We start from the raw sequence: 16,988 nt of genomic DNA on the forward strand, positions 1-16,988 counted from the left end.
ACCATGTCAAATCCTCTCCTGATTGCCAAAAACGCCGAGCATGACCTGGTGCTCCTGCCCGCATTAGTGAATCGCCATGGCTGCATTACCGGCGCCACCGGCACCGGTAAGACCGTCACCTTGCAAGTGATTGCACAGGCTTTGTCGGATCGCGGCGTACCGGTTTTCATGGCCGACGTCAAGGGTGATTTGTCCGGCATGGCTAAGGCTGGAGCCTCTTCGGGTAAGTTGAAGCAGCGGCTGGAGGCGCTGGGAATCGAAGAGCCGCAGTGGGCGGCGACGCCGGTCACTTTCTGGGATGTGTATGGCCAACAGGGCCATCCGGTGCGCGCTACGATCTCCGACATGGGGCCGTTGCTGTTGGCGCGTATGCTGAATCTGAACGATACCCAGCAAGGCGTGTTGCAGCTGGTGTTCAAGATCGCCGACGACAACGGCCTGCTGTTGCTGGACCTGAAGGATTTGCGGGCGATGTTGCAACACGTCGGTGACAATGCTGCCAGTTTCCAGACCGAATACGGCAATATTTCCGCCGCCAGCATCGGCGCTATCCAGCGCGGCCTGATCGGCATTGGCGAGCAAGGCGGCGAACAGTTCTTCGGCGAGCCGATGCTCAATATCGACGACCTGATCCAGACCGATGGCAGTGGCAAGGGTGTGGTGAATATTCTGGCGGCTGACAAGCTGATGAACGCGCCGCGCCTGTATTCCACCTTTTTGCTGTGGATGCTGTCGGAACTGTTTGAACATTTACCCGAAGTGGGCGACCTGGACCAGCCGAAGCTGGTGTTTTTCTTTGACGAAGCACATTTGCTGTTCAGCGAAGCGCCCAAGCCCTTGCTGCAGAAAATCGAGCAAGTGGTGAGGTTGATCCGTTCCAAAGGTGTTGGCGTATTCTTCGTCACGCAAAATCCGCTGGATATTCCCGATACCGTGCTGGGCCAGTTGGGTAATCGCGTGCAGCATGCGCTGCGCGCCTATACGCCGCGCGATCAAAAAGCCGTGCAAGCCGCCGCCGATACCTTCCGCGCCAATCCGGCCTTGAACACGGCAGAAGTCATCGGCGAACTTGGCGTCGGCGAAGCACTGGTGTCCTTCCTTGACGAGAAGGGACGTCCGACTATCGTCGAGCGTGCATTCATCCTGCCGCCGGCATCGCAGATCGGACCGATCACAGATGAAGAGCGCAAGCAACTGATGGCGACATCGATTGTCGCCGGCGTGTATGAGGCCGCAGTGGATCGCGAATCGGCATACGAAATATTGAAGGGACGCAGCGCTACGCCAGCAGCCAAAGATGGCGCGCAAGCCGGTACGGATTCGTCGATTGGGGCCACTGTCAGTTCGTGGGGCAGCGCGTTGGGCGGCTTGCTGGGCGGCGGTTCGGGGCATAAAGACAGCGTGGTACAGGCAGTGGTCAAGTCCGCTGCGCGCACCATCGGTTCTCAGGTTGGACGCGAATTGATTCGCGGCGTGCTGGGATCTTTGCTGAAAAAAAAGTAAACAAATAATCGTACGCCGTATCACCGCATGATGGCGTTGTCAGAGGGATCGGCTGAGCAGTTTTTTTCTTGCTCCGATCCCTTAACAACGCGATCTTCCTATACCCATTACAATTCCCCCATGGGCAATCAATGAGCAGCAAGTTATACCCGGCCGGTCGCCAACTCTTTCTTGGCGGCTTGGCAATTGCCGTTGCCGGCGCGATTCTGTTTTCAGCCAAGGCGATTGTCGCCAAACTGATCTATCGCTATCCGGTTGATGCGGTCATGCTGATCACGTTTCGCATGCTGTTTTCGTTGCCGTTGTTTGCCGCCGTGGCCTTGTGGAAGGCGCGTAGCGAAACGCCGTTGTCGAACCGCGACCGGGCCCGGATAGTGGTGCTGGGATTGATCGGCTATTACCTGTCGAGTTTTCTCGACTTTCTCGGCCTGCAGTATATTTCGGCCGGGCTGGAACGTTTGATCTTGTTTTTGACGCCGTCGTTCGTGTTGCTGATGTCATTTCTGTTTTACCGGCGCCGGGTGACATGGCTGGAGTGGGCTGCATTGCTGATTTCCTATCTGGGAACGGTGCTGGTGTTCTTGCATGATGTGCGCCTGGGCGGCGCCAATATCGGCCTGGGAAGTACCTTGGTGCTAGGGGCGGCAATCAGCTATGCGCTGTATCTGATGCTATCGGGCGAACTGGTGAGCCGGGTCGGTGCGATGCGGCTGGTGGCGTATGCGATGTGTGTTTCTTGCGTTGCCTGCATTGTGCAGTTCATGGTGTTGCGGCCGTGGCCGGTTTTGTTGCAACAGTCGGCGCCGGTATATGGCTTGTCGATGATTAACGCCGTGTTTTGTACGGTGCTGCCGGTGTTTTTGACGATGATTGCGGTGGCGCGCATTGGTCCCGCGACTGCGGCGCAAGCCGGTATGGTCGGGCCGGTTTCGACCTTGTTTTTAGGTGCGCTGATTCTGGACGAGCCAGTTACGGCGATCCAGCTGACGGGCACCAGTCTGGTGTTGGTGGGGATTTATCTGATCTCGAAAAAGAAGACATAGAAAATAAAAAGCAGAAAAGAAACGCGGTCAGATAAAAATTTTTGCAATTTCATGCAATGTAAGTTGTAGCTATCTAAGTATTAGCTATCGAGGATTATTAGGAGGTGAAAGCAATCATGGTAAAAGCAATCAGGATATCGAAAACCGGCGGCCCGGAGGTCATGGATTATGTAGACGTGGAGGTTGGCGATCCAGGCCCGGGCGAAGTGCGGATACGGCACGCTGCCTGCGGCTTGAATTTTATCGACGTCTACTTCCGCACCGGCTTGTACCCGCAACCGTTGCCGGGTGGCTTGGGCCAGGAAGCTGCAGGCGTGATCGAAGCGGTGGGCGAGGGGGTGACGCACGTCAAGGTCGGTGACCGGGTATCTTATGCGACCCGTCCTAATGGCGCTTATTCCGAAGCGCGTGTGATGCCGGCAGCGTTCCTGATCACATTGCCTGATTCCATCAGTTTCGATACGGCCGCTGCAATGACTTTGCAGGGCCTGACTGCACAATACCTGTTTCGCCGCACCTTCCCCTTGCGCGGCGGTGAAACCATCTTGTTCCATGCTGCCGCGGGCGGTGTTGGCCTGATCGCCAGCCAATGGGCGCGAGCGCTGGGCGTGACCATGATAGGCACCGTCAGCTCGGCAGAAAAAGCGGCGCTGGCGACAGCGGCCGGCTGCACCCATGTGATCAATTACAAGACCGAGAATTTTGTCGAACGGGTGCGTGAAATCACCGGTGGCAAAGGCGTGCCGGTTGTGTATGATTCGATCGGCAAAGATACATTCATCGGTTCGCTGGATTGCCTTGCGCCTTTGGGCACCATGGTCAGTTTCGGCAATGCCTCCGGTGCGGTGCCACCGTTCAGCCTGAACGAATTGGCGTCGCGCGGCTCGCTGACGATTACCCGGCCTTCGCTGCCAAGTTACATATCGACCCGGGCCGATCTTGATGCTGCTGCTGCGGATTTGTTCCAGATGGTGGACAGCAAGAAAATCACGATTGAAATCAACCAGCGCTATGCTTTGAAAGATGTGGGGCAGGCACATGCCGATCTGGAGGCGCGCAAGACCACTGGTTCCACTGTCTTGATTCCTTGAATTTTCCCCATGAGTTTATCCCCAGAGGAATGAATGAACGACCCCTTGAAAGAGCAGCCGGACGACCAACTGGAAAATCCGATGCATCATCCGGCAGAGCAACCGACCGGCAGCGACGGCTCGCCTAAATTCGGACGACTGCTGATTGTGCTGGTGCTGGTGGTGATTCTGATAGGCTTCATCACGTTTGCCAGCGAATGGTTTTATAGCTGATTGTCACAGCCGCAAAAAAACAGCCTGTGCCCTCACCGTAGTGAGGGCACAGGCTGTTTTACCTTGGCCGGGCTTTATTGTTGGTCCTCAACCTTTAGCTTGACCACATGCGGCACGCCGCTCTTTCCCGGGAAATCGGTAAAGGCGCTACGCACCAGATATGGCATCACGGCCGGTAACGAATTCATCTTGCCTTCGCTGTTGACAGTGACGTCATACAGTTTTTGGCCGCCGGCGGCGCGCGTGATGATGATATTCAGGCGGCGCAGGAATAGTTGATAGTCATATTCGCGCTGACCGACCACTTGCGGTGCGTACCAGAACGGATCGTAAAACGGATCGCCAAACCTGGGGCCATAGAATCCCGGCCGTCCCCAGCCATAAGGGCCATATCCGCCGTACCACATTGGATCAGCGACAACCGGCTCCACAACGTGGACGTCGCGCGCGGCGATGCTGTAGTTCAGGGCAACCTTCAATTGTGCGGTGGCGGTATTGTCCTGCTGCACAAATCCCAGGCGCTGCAATTCCGCGCGCACCAGGCCTTCATAGTTGCGATATTCCAGGTCATTGTTCTGCGCGTCCGTGTGTTCGAATACGAAGGATTTGCTCGGCAGGTCCGCAGGCCATTCGTTAAAGGCCGTGACATTGCTGCGAATGACAGTGGCACAACCGCCTAGCAACAATAACAGCGAGGCGATACATAGACTGATGATGCGATTCATTATGATTCCTCTTCGTGGGGGGATGCGCGGCGCATTTCCTGGTTTTACCTGATAGGCGTCGGCGGCAGCGGATGCATGGAGCTTGCGTTCTTTTTGGCTTGGCGGCTGAAAGAACTGCATGATCTTAGCATTTTAGCCAAATCTTGATAGTGTTGCTCTATCGCTTTGTCTCTATCTGTAACTAACGAGATTTGATTTCCCGGCAAAACAAATGAGCGATGTCTTGATGATAATTTATTCCAATTATTGCCATGTTTTCAATTCGACATCTATTGTTGGCGGTTGTAGTGCATATCTGCCTCAAATTGGATGATCCTTTTCGCTTTGATTGGTAGAATCACTGCCTGCCTGCAATTTTAAGAACCAATTACACTGATTAAGACTGACCAGCCAGGTTTTAAGAGGCTGCGCAAACACAGATGGCTAGGAGGAGCAACAGCCCAGGTGTGTTTGCAACAGCCTCTAAGCTAGTCACCGAGCTATCGCTCGTAGTGACATGCTTAGTTGCCGACTGTAGTTACCAGCCATAGTTGCCAATCGAAGTTATTACAATTAACCCGTCACCTTAGCGACCATTTCCTATGCGCACCGATACTTCCGCTACACCACCAACCATTCATCGTAAGGATTACACCGTCCCTGCATTTCTGGTCGACACCGTCGACATGGGTTTCGATCTCGATCCTGCCGCGACCCGTATTGCTACTCGCATCACGATGCGCCGTAATCCGGCCAGTACGAGCAAGGAAATCGTTTTGTTCGGCGAAGAGCTGGAACTGGTGCAGTTGCGCCTCAACGGCAAGCAACTGAAGGCCAGCCAGTACAAGCTGGAAACTGGCAAATTGCGCATCGCTTCCGCGCCCGCCAAGGTGGTGTTGGAAATTGAAACGCTGACCAGCCCGGAAAAGAATACTTCGCTGATGGGTTTGTACGTCTCCAATGGTAATTTTTTCACCCAGTGCGAAGCCCAAGGTTTCCGCAAGATCACCTATTTCCCGGATCGTCCGGATGTGATGGCCAAGTACACCGTCATGTTGCGCGCCGACAAAAAGAAATATCCGGTATTGCTGTCGAACGGCAACCTGATCGAAGAGGGCGACCTGCCGGATGGCCGGCATTATGCCAAATGGGAAGACCCATTCAATAAGCCTTCTTATCTGTTCGCGCTGGTGGCCGGCAACCTGGTCTGTCAGGAACAAAAATACACCTTGAAATCCGGCCGTGAAGTCTTGCTGCAAGTCTGGGTCGAAGACGGTAATCTGGATAAGACCCAGCACGCCATGGATTCGTTGATCAACAGTATCCGTTGGGATGAAGAACGCTTCGGCTTGGAGCTGGACCTGGACCGTTTCATGATCGTTGCTGTCGGCGACTTCAACATGGGCGCAATGGAAAACAAGGGCCTGAACATTTTCAACACCAAGTATGTGCTGGCTAATTCGCGCATCGCCACCGACGTCGATTACGCCAATATCGAAGCGGTGGTCGGTCACGAATACTTCCACAACTGGACCGGCAATCGCGTCACCTGCCGCGACTGGTTTCAGTTGTCGCTGAAAGAAGGCCTGACAGTCTTCCGCGACCAGGAGTTCTCGGCTGACATGATCGGCACCGACAGCGGCCGCGCCGTCAAGCGCATCGATGATGTACGCGTTTTGCGCCAGGCCCAGTTCCCTGAGGATGCCGGTCCGATGGCTCACTCGGTACGTCCTGATTCGTATGTGGAAATCAATAATTTCTACACCGTCACGATTTACGAAAAGGGCGCAGAAGTAGTGCGCATGTACCAGACCTTGTTTGGCCGCGACGGCTTCCGTAAAGGCATGGATTTGTACTTCGAACGCCATGACGGCCACGCAGTCGAGTGCGACGATTTCCGCGCTGCTATGGTCGATGCCAACGGCCGCGATCTGAGCCAGTTCGAACGTTGGTACAGCCAGGCCGGCACGCCGCGGGTGCAAGTGCAGAGCAAGTACGATGCGGACAAGAAGACTTACGAGCTGACGCTGTCGCAAACTTGCGTGCCGACACCGGGGCAAACCAAGAAACTGCCTTTCCATATCCCGGTGGCGGTCGGCCTGCTCGACAGCAGCGGCAAAGACATGACACTGCGTCTGAGCAGCGACGGCAAAGGCAAAGTCAACGATGACACCACCCGCGTACTTGAACTGACCAAGGCGCAGCAGACTTTCCGTTTTATCGATGTCGCCGAACAACCTGTACCGTCGATCTTGCGTAATTTTTCCGCACCGGTGGTGCTGGATGTCGCCTATACCGATGCCGAACTGGCTTTCCTGTTGGCGCACGACAGCGATCCGTTCAACCGTTGGGAAGCAGGCCAACGTTTGGCGACGCGCAGCTTGCTGACGCTGACGACAGCTGTTCAAGAAGCATCGCAAGCCGGCAATGTGGTGGCGCTGGAAGATGTATTGAACAACGCTGCCTCCAATAGCGCGGCCTTGGGCAACGCACTGGGCTTGATCCTTAACGACAGCACGCTCGACGCCGCTTTCCGCGAACAGGCCCTGACGCTGCCGTCGGAATTGCTGTTGGCGGAACAGACCGACGTCATCGATCCGCAAGCGATCCATGCATCGCGCCAATATTTGCGTGGCAAACTGGGGCAAGCGCTCAAGGATGATTTGCTGGCTGCTTATCACGCCAACCAGACGCCTGGCGAATATAGTCCGGATGCTGACGCTGCCGGTAAGCGCGCGTTGAAGAACGTCGCCTTGTCGTATCTGATCCAGGCCGACGAAGCTGGCTCGCACGCGCTGGCGCAGCAGCAGTACGACAACGCCAACAACATGACTGACCGCCTGGCTGCATTGGTGGCGCTGACCAACAGCAGTGCGCCTGGCAAGGCCGCTGCGCTGGAGAAGTTCTATCAGGACTTCGAGCAGGAAGCGCTGGTCATCGACAAATGGTTTGCGTTGCAAGCCACAGCTTATACTGCCGACGTCGCCACCATTCGCGCACTGGCGCTGCATCCGGCGTTCACGTTGAAAAACCCGAATCGCGCGCGCAGCCTGATTTTCAGTTTCTGCAGCGGTAATCCAGCCAATTTCCATGCGGTCGACGGCAGCGGTTATGAATTCTGGGCCGACCAGGTGATCGCGCTCAATGGCGTCAACCCGCAAGTTGCCGCACGCTTGTCGCGCAGCCTGGACCGCTGGCGCAAGTATGCGCCAGCACTGCAGGAAAAAATGCGTAGCGCCTTGCAACGTGTGGCGGCGGCGCCTAATTTGTCGAAGGATGTACTGGAGGTAATTGGCAAAGCACTCGCCAATTGATTTTTGTCGATTCGCCGCGGATCAGGGAGTGGTATGCCATGATTGGCGGCGAAGAGCCGTAACGAAGAAAGAGCACTATGAAACGTATTAGTCTTACGCAGCACCTGATCGAGCAACAACGGCTGCACAATAGCATTCCGGCGGAATTGCGCTTGCTGATCGAAGTGGTGGGCCGCGCCTGCAAAACCATCAGCCACGCGGTCGGCAAGGGCGCACTGGGCGAAGTCCTGGGCAGCGCCGATAGCGAAAACGTGCAGGGCGAAGTGCAGAAAAAACTGGATATCATTTCCAACGAAATCCTGCTCGAAGCCAATGAATGGGGCGGCCATCTGGCAGCCATGGCATCGGAAGAAATGGAGTCGATCCATCCGATCCCGAACCGTTATCCGCAAGGCGAATACATGCTACTGTTCGATCCGCTCGACGGCTCCAGCAACATTGACGTCAACGTCTCGATCGGCACCATCTTTTCGGTGCTGAAAGCGCCGGACGGCATGAAAACACCGACCGAACAAGACTTCATGCAATCCGGCCGCAAGCAGGTTGCGGCTGGCTACGCGGTGTATGGCCCGCAAACCATGCTGGTCCTGACCACTGGCAACGGCGTGCATTGCTTTACCCTGGACCGCGAAATGGGTTCATGGGTACTTACCCAACGCGACATGCAGATTCCGGCCGAGACCAAGGAATTTGCAATCAACGCGTCCAACGCTCGCCACTGGCATTCGCCGGTCACGCGTTATGTCAACGAAATGCTGGCTGGCAGCACCGGCCCGCGCCAAAAGGATTTCAACATGCGCTGGATCGCCTCGATGGTGGCGGACGTCCATCGTATCCTCAATCGCGGCGGCATTTTCATGTATCCAGCCGATGCGCGTGAACCGGACAAGCCAGGCAAGCTGCGTCTGATGTATGAAGCCAATCCGATGGCCTTTATCGTCGAGCAAGCCGGTGGTGCAGCTACCGACGGCAAGCAAGCGATCATGGATATCCAGCCAGAGAAGCTGCACCAGCGAGTGCCTGTGTTCCTCGGCTCCAAGAGTGAAGTCGAACTGGTGACGCGCTATCACCAGGAGTAATCAGGCGTAAATCAGGCGTAATCTGGAGTAGGACAGGAAGCCCGCTGCGGGGGCGCTGGTCAGGTCAGAAGACCAGCCCTTGCGCAACGGTAAAATGCCAGACGTTGTAAAATTGCGCCTTGTCGGCAATCGCTCTACAGCAAACGCTTTACGGCAATACCCATCAATAGACACAAGAGGAATAGATTGAAAACAGCACTAGTCGGAGATAAGGATATCCCCGAGTTCGACAAAGATATCATGGCCAATCTGCTGATCACGATCGTGGAAGAGAAGCTCGTGCGACAAGAGCAGATGCTGATCGCCGTAGTGAATGCGAAGCAGGAAATCTACCGCGTCATCGGCGCGGCTGATCGCAAGCAGTTCATCAACGCGGTGGAGGAACTGGAAGATCTGGAACTGAGCAACGAACTGGATGAAATCGATCGCGCCAAGAATGGCTATGATGCGATTTTCGGTTTGAACACATAACTGAACAGCTTTATTGGCCTCTCCATGCTGTCTGCTCGATGAGCTGACAGCATCATTGCTGTAGAAAAATCACATTCCTGCGCCGTTCCTGATGACGTGATTCAGCGTTTTCTCCTCGCATTCCCTGGTTTTACCTCCCAAACTCACCAATTTTATCTTCATTATATTTCTATATGGAAATATAATGGCCGCTGCGTTCAACCAGGGGAACAGAATAATGAAAGCAGTCATCGCACTGACCGTGCTGACGATGATCATCTTGGCTGTCATAGCCGTGGTCACCAGAGAGAAGCAGGCGACACAACAAAAACGCCGCGAATACATCAGGAAAAAACCATTGTCGAATAACGATCAGGTCATGTACTGGCGGCTGGTGGGCGCCTTGCCGGATCATATGGTGCTGGCGCAAGTCAGCCTGGGTCGTTGCCTTGGCACCAAGGACAGCGGCGGACTGGATACCCTGACATCGAAGAACCTGGATTTCGTGGTGTGCGACAAAGCCAGCGAAGTGGTTGCGGTCATTGAAATTGATAATAAGAACCACAACGTCAAAACCATCAGTAAAGAGGATGAGCGGAAATATAAGGCGCTGAAAAATGCAGGTATAGACATCATCCGCTGGCGTGCAAATTCGTTGCCCAGCGAAGCCGATATCCGAGAACGCTTCACCTTGCTGGATCCGACCAAAAAACTGCGGGTAGTGAAGAACAAGACGCATCAAACCAGCATATTCGGTATCGGTATCGGTAAATACCGGAATACCGGCGCCGGCTAATTAGCTCGCCCTGAGGAATTGCGCTTCGGCGGATTCTATACTGTAATCACGCAGTTCCGGCCCTGGTCTTTGGCACGATAAAGACGCTCGTCGGCGGCACGGAAAATCGTGTCGATGGTCGTGCCGTCCTGGCCGAACTGCGAAACCCCGATACTCACCGTGAGTATCAGCTTGGGTACCAGGATACTTTCGAATACGGCGTTTTCAGTGGCTTGCCGGATGCGTTCACCTATCGTCACTGCCAATTCCATTGTCGCCTGCGGCAGCAGCACCATGAATTCTTCGCCGCCCATGCGCGCCACGCTGTCGTAGGGGCGGATCTCTTCCGAGCATTTTTGTACGAAACCCTGCAAGACTTGATCGCCCACTTGGTGGCCGTAGCGGTCATTGATCGCCTTGAAGTTGTCCAAATCGAGAGCGAGCATCGCGAATGACAGATCGTCGCGCTTGGCCCTGGCGATTTCGGCATCCACGCGTTCAATGAAGTGGCGCCGGTTAGATGCGCCGGTCAGTGGATCGGTTGACGCCAGGTGCTCCAGCATCTGGTTGCTGCGCTGCAGTTCCTGCAGGGCGCTTTCGGTCCTCACCATAGCCATCGCCAGACGGTTCACCATTTCTTCTTGGTTGTAGATATTAGCAAACGAACGCGTAGTGTGAAATGCCTTGATGATGCCGTAGCTCAGGATGAAAAAGCCGCCGGCAAAGATCGCATGCGCCAGCCACCACATATGGTTCCACGGCTTGCCAAGGATGAACGCCAGCGACGACAAGCCGAACAAGGCGATCGAAATACCGAAAACGGTCATCAGCGGCGAGCGGATCCGACCGATCAGCATGAGGCTGAGATCGACTGCCGAAAACAGCAGGGCGCCACCTTCCATCGCCAGGCGTACTGCCGGGCTGCTTGCGATCGGGGAATAAGCAAGTATCGCTACCGCAACGTCGACGACCAGAAACACCGCGATCCAGGCCAGCCATGGCCGCGGATTAACTCGTTGTTCCGGTGTGTCGGGCTCCTGGTTGAACGATAACAGTCCTATCAGTAGCAGGATAGACATAGCCAGTCGAGAGGCCGGGCCGTATAGCAGGAATAGCCAGATATTGTGGTGCGCCATGCCGGTAAAGGCGCCGTGTGGAGCATAGATCAGGGTAAAGCCAAGAAAGCCCAATGTGAGCCAGCGCAACAGCGGCTCTCCCGACGACAGATAGCAGCGCCAGCTCACATAGGCCACGAACAGGCCTTCGATAGTGGCGCCTGCAATCGCGATTTCGTGAAACAGGTGGTTTTCAAATTTGAGCGCCGGATCCTGGAAAAAATACAGGTAGGCAATCAAAGCGACCGGGGACAGGGCGAAACCGGCGATCAGGAATGCTGCATAAATTTTGGTCGCGCGGCGAATGGATTCCGGCCGCTCACCGATAGTTACGCTCATGTCCATATGCATCCTTGGCTCAGATGATGGCGCCGTCGCTTGGCGGCGATTTGTCAGCTCGCAATATGACAATTAAAAACAGATTCTTACAAGCAAGGTAACAAACATTTTCCAGTTTCGATAGGATTTTTGTAGATTTAATTGAGAAACTGTCATTTTATGCAGGGTAACGTGAATCCCGTTTTACGCCGGTAGCATATAAGATGCTAAGAAATTCAATTTGGAGTTTCAGTATGAATGGCCAACAAGACAGCGGAGAATTTGCCAAATTGCGCGAAGAAATACGCACTTTCGTCGAAGAACGTGACTGGGATCAGTTTCATACGCCCAAAAACCTGTCTTCCGCATTGTGTGTCGAGGCCGCCGAGCTGCTTGAGCATTTTCAATGGCTTCAAAACGGCAGCAGCGACGAACTCGGTCCGGTCAAGCTGGAGCAGGTCAGGCACGAGATGGCAGATGTGCTGACTTACCTGATTCGCCTTGCCGATAAACTGAATGTCGACCTGAGCGCAGCGGTGTCCGAAAAAATGGTCCTCAATCGCGCCAAGTATCCCGCAGACATAGTGCGTGGAGATGCGCGCAAATATGACGAATACAAGAATCGGTAAAGGTTCATGCGCGGTGATTAACCGTGATTGCTGCGCAGTCAGTTGTCTGCGTTGTCTTCCGCTCGACGCGCTTGAGCGGATTTTGCAATCCTGCCATGTTCCAGGCTAGCGACATTGGCGCACTCACCTGCGGCCCAGGTTTCATGCAGCGTTGAGCGCAAGGCTTGCAAATGTTGCCGCTGCTCGCGCAGCGTGTTCATCAGTTGATCGATTTCATGTAGGCGGCCGTCCAGTTTGTGCAAAAGCTGATCCTTGGACAGTTCTTGATGGCTGGCGAATACGCTTCGTATTGCATCCAGCGAAAATCCCAGGCCTTGCGCCATCTGGATCTGTCGCAGGCGTTCCAGGGCGGTATCGGCATATTCGCGATAGCCGTTGGCGCCACGCCCGGGTTTGGGCAGCAGGCCACTTTGCTCGTAATAGCGGATGGCTGAAGGCGCTACGCCAGCTTTTTCCGCCAGTTCCCCGATCTTCATTATGCTTGACCTTCAAGTTGACTTTAATCTTAGGATACAGTATTTCCATCACCTGCCAACGGTTTTGCCATGCAATCATCCTTGTTTTCAAATTTGCAACTCCCCAATGGCAGCGTGCTGCCCAATCGCCTGGCCAAGGCGGCGATGGAAGAAAATATGGCTGACGCAGGACAATTGCCGGGCCCGGCCATCCAGCGTCTTTATTATGCTTGGGCCGAAGGCGGAGCGGGTTTGATCATCACCGGCAATGTCATGATCGACGGCGCGGCGCTGACCGGCCCGGGCGGCATTGTGCTGGAGGCGGATACGCCGTTGGCGCCCTTTATGCAATGGGCTGATGCAGCAAAGCACAAAGGTGCGCAAGTATGGATGCAGATTAATCATCCGGGACGCCAGGTAATGGCAGCCATGGGTGGCCGCGCATGGGCGCCATCGGCGGTGGCGCTGGATATGGGTAAGCACAGCAAGCTGTTTGTGCAACCGAAAGCCATGAATAGTGCTGAAATCCGGGAGGTCATCGCACGTTTTGCGGCTACCGCCGAAGCGGCCGAGCGGGCCGGTTTTACAGGCGTCGAGATTCATGCTGCGCATGGTTATCTGATATCGCAATTCTTGTCGCCACTGAGCAATCAGCGTAAGGACGAATGGGGCGGCAGCTTGCAAAACCGGGCGCGCATGTTGCTGGATGTTGTACGCGCGGTGAGGGCAAGAGTTTCTGCCGGCTTTTGCGTGGCGGTGAAGCTCAATTCAGCCGATTTCCAACGCGGCGGCTTCACCGAAGACGATGCCAGGCAGGTGATACTTTGGCTGAACCAGATGCCGGTAGACTTGGTTGAGCTGTCTGGCGGCAGCTATGAAAGCCCCGCCATGCAAGGACGCACTGCAGACGGCCGTAGTCTGGCGCGCGAAGCCTATTTCCTGGAGTTCGCGAAAGAACTGGCCGCAGTCGCCCAAATGCCATTGATGACCACCGGCGGGATTCGCCGCAAGGCTGTCGCGGAACAGGTACTGGCCGGTGGCGTGGCAGTGGTCGGCATGGCTACCGCGTTGGCGATTGCCCCTGACCTGCCGGCGCAATGGCAGGCGGGTGGCGACCAGGTCGCACACAGTCCGCAAGTCGATTGGAAAGATCAGGTCATGGCGGCTGTGGCGCGCATGGCGCTGGTCAAGCGCCGCTTACGTCTGCTGGGCGACAGCCGTACCGCGAGAGGCAATCATTCAGCGCTGTGGAGCCTGGTCGGCGATCAACTGCGCACCAGGCGGCTGACAAAGCGCTATCGGCGCTGGTCGCAAGCGCGGGTGTGAAGCGACAAGAAGCGACAAGCGTTTATGCGTATTCGCGTTCTAAAAGCTGATTTGCAAACGTATCTATAAATTTATTTACACATTTATACTGCCGCGGCCGAGTTCGATGACTTTGCCGCCGACCTGAATCGCACCGTCAGGATTGACCTGAAGGTGCAGCACGGACGGGCGTTTGACTGCTTCGCCCTGTTCGATACGGTACCGTGCAGGCAAAGCATAGCCTTTGGCGATCAGCCAGCCACCCAGGTTGGCGCAAGCCGATCCGGTGCCGGGGTCTTCCACCACGCCACCGCCTGTTTTGACAAAGAAATAGCGTGAAACGATGCGACCCGGAAAATCGGGATCGAAAGCGAACACATACACGGTCTTGCGCTCAAGGCTGCTTTCCGGCCACGCCTCAAGCCGCGCAGCATCCGGACGGGTGCGGCGCACCGCATCGATGTTGCGCAGGGCTACCAGCAACTGGTCGCTGCCGGTATCTACCCACAAGGGCGCGTCCAGCAAATCGTCTTGCTGCAAACCGAGCAGCGCGGCCATGTCTACCGTCGTCATTTTTTCCGATGCGGTCTTCAGACCGCCTGGCTGGGGTGCGATCAAGGTCCAGACATCGCCTGCGGCACTGACCGGCACCACGCCGGCGGTGAACTCCAGAGACAGCGTATCGCCGGTGTGCGCCAGTTCGCGCACTACCTGGGCAGTGCCGAGAGTCGGATGACCGGCAAAGCGCATTTCATAATCGGGTGTGAAGATACGTACGCGTGCATCAGCCCGCTCAGAGGGCAGGATGAACGTGGTTTCCGACAGGTTGAACTGCAGCGCCAAAGCCCGCATGGTGGCGTCGTCCATGCCGCGGGCATCTTCAAATACGCACAGCTGGTTGCCGCCGAAAGTGGATTCGGCGAAGACATTGAGGAGCCGGTAGGCATAGGTGCTCATGGAAGTCCTGTGATTCTGTGGTGGAGTGAAAGTGCCGTGCCATTCACGCATTGGCAAAGCGTTATCCTACCTTATGTAACGCACACTTTTCAGATATTCCCTTGACAATATCCGGAACATGGCGCAAAAGTTTACCCTGTGCCGAGCGATCATTCGCCGGTCAGAGGAGGCGCCAAAAATGGACTTCGATTTACCCGAGCTGATCGAGTTGGAACGCATCATCCAGGATGGGCAGCCTTATCTGGAAAGCCGGACCATATGCGACATTGAAATGAAGGGACATTGTTTCCCGGTCTATGTCCTGACCATCGGCAGCAAAGACCCTGCGGCGCCGGCAGTCGGCTTCTTCGGCGGCGTTCACGGCCTGGAGCGGATCGGCACCCGGGTTCTGCTGGCCTTTCTGCGTAGCCTGCTATCCCGCCTGAAATGGGACACGGTGCTGCATCACCAACTGGCGTCGGTACGCCTGGTTTTCATGCCTCTGGTAAATCCCGCCGGTATGTGGGACAGCACGCGTTGCAATCCGCGCGGCGTGGACCTGATGCGCAATGCGCCGCTCAACGCTAGCGAGAAGGCGCATTTTCTGGTTGGCGGGCAGCGGATCAGCGCCCGCTTGCCATGGTATCGCGGACGATCCGATGCGCCGATGGAGGCCGAAGCCCAGGCGCTCTGCAGCGTGGTGCAGGAAGAGCTGATGAGTCGTGAATTCAGCATTGCGCTGGATTGTCATTCTGGCTTCGGCGTCAAAGACCGCATCTGGTTTCCTTACGCGCACAGCCGGGAGCCGATTCGCCATTTGCCGGAAATCATGGCCCTGGCGGATCTGTTCAACCAGACTTATCGCGAAAATAATTATTTATTTGAAGCACAAAACTGCCAGTATCTGACACATGGCGATTTGTGGGATTACCTCTATTTGCAGATGCCGGCCGGCAGCCGACAGGTTTTTCTGCCGCTCACGCTGGAAATGGGATCCTGGCTATGGGTCAGGGAAAATCCGCGCCAGCTGTTTTCCAGGCACGGGATGTTCAATCCAAAATCGACCAGCCGGCTGCATCGCGTGTTGCGCAGCCACCTGGTCTGGCTGGAATTCCTGACGCATGCTGCCGGCGCCCATAAAAACTGGATGCCCGCCAATTCCGTGAGTGTTCCGCATAATGGTACTTACCATGGCTAAATGGATATTTCTGCGCGGTTTGATGCGAGAGACGCGGCACTGGGGACAGTTTCCAGATGTGTTCCGCGCGGTGGTGCCGGAAGCCGACACCATACTTCTCGACCTGCCCGGTAACGGCAGGCTGCACGACAAAAGAAGCCCGGCGCGCGTGGAGCACATGACGGACTACTGTCGTCGGCAGCTGCTAAGCCAGGATCTTTTGCCGCCTTACAATTTGTTCGCCTTGTCGCTGGGCGCCATGGTCGCAACCGATTGGGCAACCCGCTATCCGGAAGAAGTCGATGGCTGTGTTCTCCTCAATACCAGTTTGCGGCCAGTCAGCCCGTTTTACCACCGTCTCAGGCCGCGCAACTATCCTGCGCTGCTGGCAGTTGGCTTGCTGGGGATTGTCAATCGTAATATCGCCAGGCAGGAGCGCCTGTTGTTGCGGCTGACCAGCAGTCAGGGAACTGAGAAAACCGCTGTATTGGAAGAGTGGATTGGCTATCAGCGTGATCAGCCGGTTACGCTGGGCAACGCTTTGCGCCAGCTATGTGCAGCAGCGCGTTATTGTGCGCCGAGACATGCGCCGCTACCCCACTTATTGCTGCTTGCGGGCGGATCGGACCGCTTGATCAATCCGCGCTGTTCGCAAGCGCTCGCGCGTCAATGGCAAGCGCCGCTGGCGACGCAGGCCGCCGCCGGCCATGACCTCACCCTGGATGCCGGGCGCTGGGTGGCCGAACAAGTGCGGGACTGGCTTGTCATGGCGCCGTCTCCGCCGGTGTCGCACTAGGTTTGTCGAGTTCCTCAGTAGTTCGCTGAATGACCGGTTCCTGTTCTTGCTAAGAGGCTGTTGTGAAATTAATCTAGCGTTGTTG

16 protein-coding genes are annotated in these 16,988 nt (G+C 55.8%); 12 read left to right on the forward strand and 4 right to left on the reverse strand.

The annotated features are described in order from the left end of the window. Positions 1–3 precede the first annotated feature (3 nt). From LT85_RS06050 to LT85_RS06065, 4 genes are all read left to right on the forward strand, one after another. Positions 4–1,503 (forward strand): helicase HerA-like C-terminal domain-containing protein, encoded by a 1,500-nt coding sequence (locus tag LT85_RS06050; RefSeq protein ID WP_038486532.1) that lies wholly within the window; start codon positions 4–6, stop codon positions 1,501–1,503. Positions 1,504–1,634: 131 nt separating this feature from the next. After that, on the forward strand, positions 1,635–2,546 hold the full coding sequence (locus tag LT85_RS06055; RefSeq protein ID WP_038486534.1) for a DMT family transporter: 912 nt from the start codon (positions 1,635–1,637) through the stop codon (positions 2,544–2,546). A 116-nt stretch (positions 2,547–2,662) separates the two neighbouring features. Then, positions 2,663–3,637 carry a quinone oxidoreductase family protein gene (locus LT85_RS06060; RefSeq protein ID WP_038486536.1) on the forward strand — a complete coding sequence of 325 codons (975 nt, stop codon included), beginning with the start codon at positions 2,663–2,665 and terminating at the stop codon, positions 3,635–3,637. A 33-nt stretch (positions 3,638–3,670) separates the two neighbouring features. Next, positions 3,671–3,850, forward strand: a complete 180-nt coding sequence (locus LT85_RS06065; protein ID WP_038486538.1) for a hypothetical protein — start codon at positions 3,671–3,673, stop codon at positions 3,848–3,850. Positions 3,851–3,924: 74 nt separating this feature from the next. Here the strand turns inward: LT85_RS06065 and LT85_RS06070 are convergent, their stop codons facing one another. Next, a complete protein-coding gene (locus tag LT85_RS06070) occupies positions 3,925–4,575 on the reverse strand; it encodes a DUF4136 domain-containing protein (protein WP_052134760.1) in 651 nt (216 codons plus the stop codon). Positions 4,576–5,156: 581 nt separating this feature from the next. On the opposite strand from LT85_RS06070, the gene pepN reads away from it, so the two are divergent. The 4 genes from pepN to LT85_RS25260 all read left to right on the forward strand — a co-directional run bounded on the left by pepN (position 5,157) and on the right by LT85_RS25260 (position 10,193). Then, positions 5,157–7,868, forward strand: coding sequence for an aminopeptidase N (gene pepN / locus LT85_RS06075; protein ID WP_038486540.1), 2,712 nt, complete (start codon positions 5,157–5,159; stop codon positions 7,866–7,868). A gap of 77 nt (positions 7,869–7,945) precedes the next feature. Continuing rightward, positions 7,946–8,947, forward strand: a complete 1,002-nt coding sequence (locus LT85_RS06080; RefSeq protein ID WP_038486542.1) for a class 1 fructose-bisphosphatase — start codon at positions 7,946–7,948, stop codon at positions 8,945–8,947. A 186-nt stretch (positions 8,948–9,133) separates the two neighbouring features. Beyond that, positions 9,134–9,418 (forward strand): hypothetical protein, encoded by a 285-nt coding sequence (locus LT85_RS06085; protein ID WP_038486544.1) that lies wholly within the window; start codon positions 9,134–9,136, stop codon positions 9,416–9,418. A 217-nt stretch (positions 9,419–9,635) separates the two neighbouring features. Next, the gene (locus LT85_RS25260) at positions 9,636–10,193 is read left to right on the forward strand and encodes a DUF2726 domain-containing protein (RefSeq protein ID WP_172656948.1); all 558 of its coding nucleotides are present in this window, start codon (positions 9,636–9,638) and stop codon (positions 10,191–10,193) included. Positions 10,194–10,228: 35 nt separating this feature from the next. On the opposite strand, the gene LT85_RS06095 is transcribed toward LT85_RS25260, so the two are convergent. Continuing rightward, the gene (locus LT85_RS06095) at positions 10,229–11,632 is read right to left on the reverse strand and encodes a GGDEF domain-containing protein (protein WP_038486546.1); all 1,404 of its coding nucleotides are present in this window, start codon (positions 11,630–11,632) and stop codon (positions 10,229–10,231) included. A gap of 227 nt (positions 11,633–11,859) precedes the next feature. Here LT85_RS06095 and LT85_RS06100 point away from each other — a divergent pair, with 227 nt between their 5' ends. After that, complete coding sequence (locus LT85_RS06100; RefSeq protein ID WP_038486548.1) at positions 11,860–12,234, forward strand: nucleotide pyrophosphohydrolase; 375 nt, start codon at positions 11,860–11,862, stop codon at positions 12,232–12,234. A 38-nt stretch (positions 12,235–12,272) separates the two neighbouring features. On the opposite strand, the gene LT85_RS06105 is transcribed toward LT85_RS06100, so the two are convergent. Further along, positions 12,273–12,710: a MerR family transcriptional regulator gene (locus LT85_RS06105; RefSeq protein ID WP_052134765.1), complete on the reverse strand. Its 438-nt coding sequence runs from the start codon at positions 12,708–12,710 to the stop codon at positions 12,273–12,275. 69 nt (positions 12,711–12,779) lie between these two features. On the opposite strand from LT85_RS06105, the gene LT85_RS06110 reads away from it, so the two are divergent. Next, positions 12,780–14,015, forward strand: a complete 1,236-nt coding sequence (locus LT85_RS06110) for an NADH:flavin oxidoreductase/NADH oxidase family protein (protein ID WP_172656949.1) — start codon at positions 12,780–12,782, stop codon at positions 14,013–14,015. Between the two features lie 75 nt (positions 14,016–14,090). Here LT85_RS06110 and LT85_RS06115 read toward each other — a convergent pair whose 3' ends face one another. Next, positions 14,091–14,951 (reverse strand): PhzF family phenazine biosynthesis protein, encoded by an 861-nt coding sequence (locus tag LT85_RS06115; RefSeq protein WP_038486550.1) that lies wholly within the window; start codon positions 14,949–14,951, stop codon positions 14,091–14,093. Between the two features lie 178 nt (positions 14,952–15,129). Between LT85_RS06115 and LT85_RS06120 the strand changes: the two genes are divergently transcribed. Further along, a complete protein-coding gene (locus LT85_RS06120) occupies positions 15,130–16,128 on the forward strand; it encodes a M14 family zinc carboxypeptidase (protein ID WP_052134767.1) in 999 nt (332 codons plus the stop codon). Continuing rightward, positions 16,121–16,903 (forward strand): alpha/beta fold hydrolase, encoded by a 783-nt coding sequence (locus tag LT85_RS06125; protein ID WP_038486552.1) that lies wholly within the window; start codon positions 16,121–16,123, stop codon positions 16,901–16,903. Before LT85_RS06120 ends, LT85_RS06125 begins: the two co-directional genes overlap by 8 nt. Positions 16,904–16,988: the final 85 nt, after the last annotated feature.

The organism is Collimonas arenae (assembly GCF_000786695.1).
Taxonomy (GTDB): domain Bacteria; phylum Pseudomonadota; class Gammaproteobacteria; order Burkholderiales; family Burkholderiaceae_D; genus Collimonas; species Collimonas arenae_A.